Here is a 7646-nt window from a genome sequence, read left to right on the forward strand (position 1 = left end):
GGACGAACTGGAGCCGTTTCCGTCGCATTCCCGTGGTCGCCAGCAATTTTGGCGTTCCTTTCACCAGCCTGAACTTCCAGTATGACGACAGCTGGTACTTCGCGGCGGGTCTCGAATACAAATACAACCGCGATCTGACCCTTCGCGCCGGTGTCGGTTACGAGCTTTCGGCCGTGAACGACGAGAACCGCACGGTCTTCATCTCGGATAATGACCGCCTCTGGTTATCGACAGGCTTCAGCTATCAGGTCTCGGATAGGATCAAGTTCGACCTGGGCTATACCTACCTCCACGTCCAGAATGCGAGCGTGAACTATTCCGGAGCGCATCCGCAGCAGGGCGCGGTTCTCTACACGGCCGAGGCCAAGCCGCATGTTCATGTCGTTTCCGCCGGCATCACCTATCGTTGGGACAATCCGCAGGAGACGATCCCGATGCGCCCGGTGGTGCGGAAGAACTGATCGACGTACCCAATTCTGCGAAAAGCCGGCCCTTGGGCCGGCTTTTTTGTGATCCGGAAGGTCATCCGGCTCCGAAGGGGCTCAAACCCTGATCTTGACGTAGCTTCCAGGCGCGTCCTCGAGCGGCGCCAGTGCGCCGTCGCCCGGCTCGCGCGCCGGCAGTGTCTTCGGCGCCTGCGAAGTCAGCCAGYCGAGCCAATGCGGCCACCAGGAACCGGGGTGTTCGACGGCGCCCTTGGCCCAATCGGCGAACACGCCCTCGGGTTTGCCCCCGGTCCAGTACTGGTACTTCACCTTGCCAGGCGGGTTGATCACCCCCGCGATATGGCCGGAGCCCGCCATGACATAGTCGACCGGCCCGCCGAAACATTGCGAGCCGATGAAGACGGACTGAGCCGGAGCAATGTGGTCTTCCTTGGCGGCGAGGTTGTAGACGGGAATCTTCACCGCCTTCAGATCGAGCGTCTTCCCGCCGATCGTCATCTCACCCTTGGAGAGCCGGTTCTCCAGATAGCAGCCGCGCAGATAGAAGGAATGGTTGGCGGCCGGCATGCGCGTCGAATCGGAGTTCCAGTAGAGCAGGTCGAACGCGGTCGGGAGCTTGCCCTTCAGGTAGTTGTTGACGGCATAGGACCAGATCAGGTCGTTCGGCCGCAGCATGTTGAAGGCTCCGGCCATGCGCGCGCCGTCGAGATAGCCGCGCTGGGCCATCTGCTCCTCGACGGCGCGGATCTGATCCTCATCGACGAAGACTGAGAGTTCGCCGGCCTTCGAGAAATCGACCTGCGTCGTGAAGAAGGTCGCGCTCTCGATGCGCTTGTCCCTGGTCGCAGCCATATAGGCGAGGGTGACGCCAAGCAGCGTGCCGCCGACGCAATAGCCGATGGCGGTCACGCGCTTTTCGCCGGTCGCCTGCTCGACCGCGTCAAGGGCCTCGAAGATGCCCTCGCGCATATAGCTCTCGAAATCCTTGGCGGCGTGGCGCTCGTCGGGGTTGACCCAGGAGATGCAGAAGACCGTCAGTCCCTGCGCCACGCACCAGCGKATAAAGCTCTTCTCGGCATTGAGATCGAGAATGTAGAACTTGTTGATCCAGGGCGGCACGATCAGCAGGGGGCGCTTGAAGACCTGCTCGGTCGACGGTGCGTACTGGATCAGCTCCATGATCTCGTTGCGATAGATGACCTTGCCGGGCGTCGTGGCGATATTGACGCCGACCTCAAAGGCACGCCCGTCCGACTGGCGGATCTTGAGTTCGCCGCCTCCGGCTTCGACATCCTCGGCCAGCATCTTCATCCCGCGCACGAGATTCTCGCCGTTCTGCTTGAGCGTCTCGCGCAGGAGTTCGGGATTCGTTGCGACGAAATTCGAGGGCGAAAGCGCGCTGGCGATCTGCTTGACGTAGAAGCGCGCCTTCTCACGGGTATGCGGGTCAAGGTCCTCGGCGCGATCAACCATAGACTCGGCCCAGCGCGAGCCGATCAGATAGGCCTGCTTGACGAAATCGAACATCGGGTGGGCCGACCAGTCCGGATCGGCAAAGCGCGCATCGCGCTTGTCGGGCTCGGCGACCGGAGCTGCTTCCTCGCCGCTGGCCCGCTTCAGGGTCGAAGCCCACAAACTCATGAAGTCGCTGGTCAGCGAAGCTTGTGCCTCGATGATCTTGCGCGGGTCCGTGACCCAGCGTTCTGCGACGCGGCCAATGGTCTTGACCATTTCGCTGACCTCGTCGGCGGCGCCGGTCTTCGCCTCGCCGCGCTCGATCGGCTTCAGATAGGCAGCGGTCACCTTCCCGGCCTCTTCCATGAAGCGCCCCATGTTCTGGGCCAGCAGGTCGAAATCCGGCACAGGCGCTTCGTCCGAGCCAGCGGGACCCTTCGGCTTGTCGTCGGCTGGCGGGCACATGAATCGTCTCCCCTTGCCACGTCTTTTGCGGAAGCCCTTGCTTCCTATTTTGGTCCCATTAAGGACGTAAACGATATGGTGTAAAAAGATAATTCTGCAACGCGCCGGACCTGCTCATGTCACTCAACAATCCTACGACAAGGTTCCTGGCGCTGCTGCTGCTCTGCGCCCCATTTCTTGCCGGCTGTGCGGGGGATGGCGTGAAGGGTGTCGCCGAGGCTGCGGGACTGGCGACCACGCCGCAGGAATCGAAGCCCTTCGTCAAGGAGAGCCGCTCGACGGAGCGGGATTACATCTCGGTCGGCACGTCTGCGACGCGCGCTGCACCGCGCAAGCCCGTGGCGGATTTCAAGACGCTCGAAACCAACCTCGAAGCCAAGCGCCTCTCGAATGAGGCTGCCGGCGAACAAGCCAAGTCCCTCGGCGCGACCGCGCCGCCAGCGCCGGCCGTGGTTCCGACCAACTAATCGGCGATTCGATTAGCCGCCTATTCTATTGGGCGGAAGTCGACTCGGCTGGCTCGTCCCGTCTGGCTCCTGCAATCTGCCGGGCAGGGCAGCCTTCACCAATCGGTTAGGTTAATTCGAGTTAGTCGGAATCGCGCCATATCCCGGACGGGCCGGCTCGCTAGGGCAGGGGCGTTGCCGTTCCGGAGACCGTGCCCCATGGCGCAAGCGGACCATCGTTCATTCTCCTTCGCCGCAGCCATGCTGATCGCGGGCGCAATGCTGCCCAATTCTGCGCAGGCTCAGACTGTCCCCGTGAAGCCGTATCTCGATTGCACGCTCATTCTCGAGGCGGCATCGGGAAAGACGCTCCACCGCGAAGGAACCTGCGACAAGCGCTTCAGCCCCGCATCGACCTTCAAGGTGCCGCTTGCTGCGATCGGTTACGACGCGGGCATTCTCGAAGACCAGCACAAGCCCCTCTGGGACTATCAACCGCGATTCAACGCGGTGGCGCGGGATCGCAAGCCGGTCGACCCGACGATCTGGGAGGCGGATTCGGTTATCTGGTACTCGCGCGAAATGACCGCCCGGCTCGGGCCCAGGAGCTTCGCAGCCCATGTCGCGAAGCTCGGCTATGGCAACGGCGATGTCTCGGGTGATCGCGGGCAGAACAATGGCCTGACCCATTCCTGGATCTCGTCGTCGCTGACCATCTCGCCAGAGGAGCAGACGGGCTTCCTGAGGCGCCTCCTGTCCGGCTCGCTGCCGGTTTCCGGCAAGGCCCATGAGATGACCAGGGCGATCCTTCCCAGCTTCAGCGCCGGAGACTGGACGGTGAAAGGCAAGACCGGCAGCATCTGGCTTCGGAACGCTGCAGGCGAAATCGATCGGAAGCGGCCTCTCGGCTGGTTCGTCGGCTGGGCCGACAACAAGGACAGGCGCGTCGTCTTCGCGCGCCTGCTGATCGGCGCGGAACGCACGGATGGCATACCCGGCCGGAAGCTCCGCGACGCCTTTCTGAAGGAACTGCCGGTTCTGATGAAGGCCAAATGAGCGGCACGAAGGCTGCGGCCGGAAGGGGCATGCCGCTAGGAGAGGCCCGAGCCGCCCCTGCCACGCTGGCGTCTTTCGTCGAAAATTGCGTCTTACGGCCTGTCCTGACCGAAGATGCGATGCTAAGGGCAGTCAACGCACAATTGTGACGAGCCGGTTCTCGCGGCGCGTCCAGGGACATGTTCGAAATGACCGATTTTCATCGCATCAAACGCCTGCCGCCCTATGTTTTCGAACAGGTCAACAAGATCAAGGCGGCCGAACGAGCCAAGGGCGTCGATATCATCGACCTCGGCATGGGCAATCCCGATCTGCCGGCGCCGAAACATGTCATCGAGAAGCTGGTCGAAACCGCCGGCAAGCCGCGCACGGACCGTTACTCCGCTTCAAAGGGCATTGCCGGCCTGCGCCGCGCCCAGGCGCATTATTACGCGCGCCGTTTTGGCGTGAAGCTGAACCCCGACACCCAGGTGGTCGCGACACTGGGCTCGAAGGAAGGCTTCGCCAATATGGCGCAGGCGATCACCGGCCCCGGCGACGTCGTGCTCGTGCCGAATCCGAGCTATCCGATTCATGCCTTCGGCTTCCTGATGGCAGGCGGTGTCATCCGCTCCGTTCCCGCAGAGCCGACTCCRGCCTTCTTCCCCGCCTTGGAGCGGGCGATGATCCACTCGGTGCCGAAGCCGATCGCACTCGTGACCTGCTATCCGGCGAACCCGACCGCCTATACCGCCTCGCTCGATTTCTACCGCGACCTCGTCGCCTTCGCGAAGAAGCACGAGCTGATTCTGCTGTCCGATCTCGCCTATGCCGAGGTCTATTTCGACGAGAACGACCCGCCGCCCTCGATGTTGCAGGTGCCGGGCGCCATGGACGTCACGGTCGAGTTCACGTCGATGTCGAAGACCTTCTCGATGGCCGGCTGGCGCATTGGCTTTGCCGTTGGCAACGAGCGCCTGCTCGCGGCGCTGGCGCGGGTCAAGTCCTATCTCGACTACGGCGCCTATACGCCGATCCAGGTTGCCGCAGCCGCCGCCCTGAATGGCCCGGACGATTGCATCCGCGAAATGCGCGAGATCTATCGCAAGCGGCGCGACGCGCTTGTCGAAAGCTTCGGCAAGGCCGGCTGGGACTTCCCCGCACCGCAGGCCTCGATGTTCGCCTGGGTGGCGATCCCGGAGAAGTTCCGCCATCTCGGCTCGCTCGAGTTCTCGAAGCTGCTGATCGAGAAGGCGGAGGTCGCCGTCGCGCCCGGCATTGGCTTTGGCGAACATGGCGACGATTTCGTCCGCATCGCCATCGTCGAGAACGAGCAGCGCATCCGGCAGGCGGCCCGGAATATCGGCCGCTTCCTCAAGGKCGCGGATCAAACGCTTCACAACGTCATCCAGATATCCAAAGCTGGGTAAGCTGAGCTAAGACGAGTGCGCGATGGCCGGCGCAGACGCGCCGCCATCGGTCTTGCAGTTGAGGGCAGGGGCTCGGCATGTTCAGCAAAGGCCGTTTGATCGGCATCGGTTTTGGCCTGTTCGCGCTGGTCTGCCTCGTCGTCACCTATGATTACTCGCGCGGACGCAACACGCAGACGAACTCGCCGCTGGTGTCCGATATTCTCACCGCGACTCGCTCCAACGAATGCGGCCGGGACGCGACGGAGATTGCCGCGCGCTATTTCCCCCTGGGGCTGGAACAGGCCGAAGCCGAACAGCGCCTGGGCACGATCAGCATTGTGCCGCCTGCCGCCTGGTTCTGGCGCCCCGTAGTCGAGAACGCGACGACCTGGACCGGACCGACGCTGGAAGCGCTGCACACCATCAAGACCACGGCCTTCGGCAATCAGCTGCTGCGGCTGCATCTGACCTTTGCCGATGGCAAGCTGAAACGGCTCGCAGCCGAGGTCGTCTGCCGGTTCGACTGACCAGCGACCCAAGCCCGCACCAGCCTCCAGCCGTTTGATATCCGTTTCGCAGTCACGCGCTCCAGCGTACGGTTCTTCAGCCTGGATACGCGCTGAATGACCGGATGCGGCTCGATCCAGCCCCAGATCGAACGTCCTGTCTTACAGGAGCGCGCCATGGCATCGACCGACGAGCTCGAAGGGCGAATCAGCGCACATGTTGTGTCCGCCGTGAGTCCTTGATCGCTTCCCGTTCCTGAGCTGAGAAACTGCGCGCGTCGCGCCAGGCTTCGTACCGAACCGCGCATCCGCTCCGTTGACTCGCCCGTTGTCGCGTGCGACCCCGACGGCATGACGACGCTCGCTTCCTCACCCGGTCCTGCTCCCTTGCGCGTTGGTGTCGCCGGCCTTGGCACGGTCGGCGCTTCGGTGCTGCGCATCCTCAACCGCCAGGAAAACGCCATTGCGGCCCGCTGCGGCCGCGCCGTGCGTGTGACGGCCGTTTCGGCCCGCGACCGAACCCGTGATCGCGGCATCGATCTCACCGGCTACACCTGGTTCGACGATCCGGTCGAGCTGGCGCGCTCGTCGCAGATCGATTGCTTCGTCGAACTCGTCGGCGGTTCGGACGGCGTCGCCAAGGCTGCGGTCGAGGCCGCTCTGTCCTCCGGCAAATCGGTGGTGACGGCGAACAAGGCGCTGCTTGCGCATCACGGCGTCGCGCTTGCCGCGCTGGCTGAAGAGAAGGGCGTGGCGCTTGYGTTCGAAGCCTCCTCCGCCGGCGGTATTCCGGTGGTCAAGACGCTGCGCGAGGCGCTCTCCGGGAACAATGTTTCGCGGCTCTATGGCATCCTCAACGGCACCTGCAATTACATCCTCTCGCGCATGGAGCTGGAGGGGCTGACCTTCGAGGCCTGCCTCAAGGATGCCCAGCGTCTCGGTTATGCCGAGGCCGACCCGACCTTCGATGTCGAGGGTTACGACACAGCCCATAAGCTCGCCATTCTGACCAGCCTCGCATTCGGGGTGAAGATCGACGCCGAAGCGATTCATGTGGAAGGCATTTCCTCGATCGCGCCGCTCGATCTGAAGATGGCCGACGAGCTCGGCTACCGCATCAAGCTGCTCGGTGTCGCCGAGCGCACTCGCACCGGAATCGAACAGCGCGTGCACCCGACAATGGTGCCGAAATCCTCCGCCATCGCGCAGGTCATGGGCGTTACCAATGCGGTGACGATCGATGCCGACGCGGTCCGTGAACTGACCCTGGTCGGTCCCGGTGCCGGTGGCGATCCCACGGCGTCTGCCGTCGTCGCCGATATCACCGATGTCGCGAGCGGCACCTCGGGCTTGCCCTTCGGCCTTCCGGTCTCGCGGCTCGAGCAGCCGGCGCGCACGCCGATGCAGCGTCATGAGGGCGGCTATTACATCCGCCTCGCGGTTGCGGATCGGCCGGGTGCCGCCGCAGCCATCGCCACCCGCATGGCGCAGGCCGATATCTCGCTCGAGAGCATCGTCCAGCATCGTTCGGAAGCCGCCGCCACCCGGGACCCGACGGGGCGTTCCGGAGCGCCGGTGCCGGTCGTACTCATCACCTACGCCACCAGCGAGTCGGCGATCCGCGACGCGCTCGAAAAGGTCACCGCCGACGGTCACATTGCTGAACCGCCGCAGGTGATAAGGATTGAACGGGAATAGGCCTTCGGCGCCTGCGTGTCCGACCTGCCGATTGCCGACTGCTGARTAGTTCGAGGGAGCCTCATGTCCGAACTCACCATCGCCTCATCCCATATCATCGAGCGCTATCTGTCGATGGAACTGGTCCGCGTCACCGAGCGTGCAGCGGTCTCCGCAGCGCGCCTGCGCGGCCATGGCAATGAG

At 63.6% G+C, this 7646-nt stretch carries 7 protein-coding genes and 1 pseudogene; 7 read left to right on the plus strand and 1 reads right to left on the minus strand.

Going from position 1 to position 7646, the window contains the following annotated elements:
• Positions 1–461 (plus strand): OmpP1/FadL family transporter (locus AC1DJT_RS31660; RefSeq protein WP_476835614.1); only part of this gene is annotated, 461 nt, incomplete at its 5' end.
• Positions 462–542: 81 nt separating this feature from the next.
• Here AC1DJT_RS31660 and phaC read toward each other — a convergent pair.
• Entirely contained in the window at positions 543–2366 is a 1824-nt protein-coding gene (gene phaC, locus AC1DJT_RS31665) for a class I poly(R)-hydroxyalkanoic acid synthase (protein WP_476835615.1), read from the minus strand.
• Positions 2367–2482: 116 nt separating this feature from the next.
• On the opposite strand from phaC, the gene AC1DJT_RS31670 reads away from it, so the two are divergent.
• The 6 genes and pseudogenes from AC1DJT_RS31670 to glpX all read left to right on the plus strand — a co-directional run.
• Entirely contained in the window at positions 2483–2833 is a 351-nt protein-coding gene (locus AC1DJT_RS31670; RefSeq protein ID WP_441490926.1) for a hypothetical protein, read from the plus strand.
• Between the two features lie 198 nt (positions 2834–3031).
• Positions 3032–3868 (plus strand): class D beta-lactamase, encoded by an 837-nt coding sequence (gene blaOXA, locus AC1DJT_RS31675; protein ID WP_476770309.1) that lies wholly within the window; start codon positions 3032–3034, stop codon positions 3866–3868.
• Between the two features lie 188 nt (positions 3869–4056).
• Positions 4057–5277, plus strand: a complete 1221-nt coding sequence (locus AC1DJT_RS31680; RefSeq protein ID WP_476835616.1) for an LL-diaminopimelate aminotransferase — start codon at positions 4057–4059, stop codon at positions 5275–5277.
• Between the two features lie 77 nt (positions 5278–5354).
• Positions 5355–5786: a hypothetical protein gene (locus AC1DJT_RS31685; protein WP_476770311.1), complete on the plus strand. Its 432-nt coding sequence runs from the start codon at positions 5355–5357 to the stop codon at positions 5784–5786.
• Between the two features lie 330 nt (positions 5787–6116).
• The gene (locus AC1DJT_RS31690) at positions 6117–7463 is read left to right on the plus strand and encodes a homoserine dehydrogenase (RefSeq protein WP_476835617.1); all 1347 of its coding nucleotides are present in this window, start codon (positions 6117–6119) and stop codon (positions 7461–7463) included.
• Between the two features lie 63 nt (positions 7464–7526).
• Positions 7527–7646 (plus strand): annotated as a pseudogene (gene glpX, locus AC1DJT_RS31695) (fructose-bisphosphatase class II); the annotation flags it as partial.

This window comes from Allobosea sp. 05T422_2, assembly GCF_056396265.1.

What these genes read in the sequence shown, in the direction of transcription:
- blaOXA (WP_476770309.1), top strand. Translation starts at nt 3,032, where the DNA reads ATGGCGCAAGCGGACCATCGTTCATTCTCCTTCGCCGCAGCCATGCTG.
- AC1DJT_RS31670 (WP_441490926.1), top strand. Translation starts at nt 2,483, where the DNA reads ATGTCACTCAACAATCCTACGACAAGGTTCCTGGCGCTGCTGCTGCTC.
- AC1DJT_RS31685 (WP_476770311.1), top strand. Translation starts at nt 5,355, where the DNA reads ATGTTCAGCAAAGGCCGTTTGATCGGCATCGGTTTTGGCCTGTTCGCG.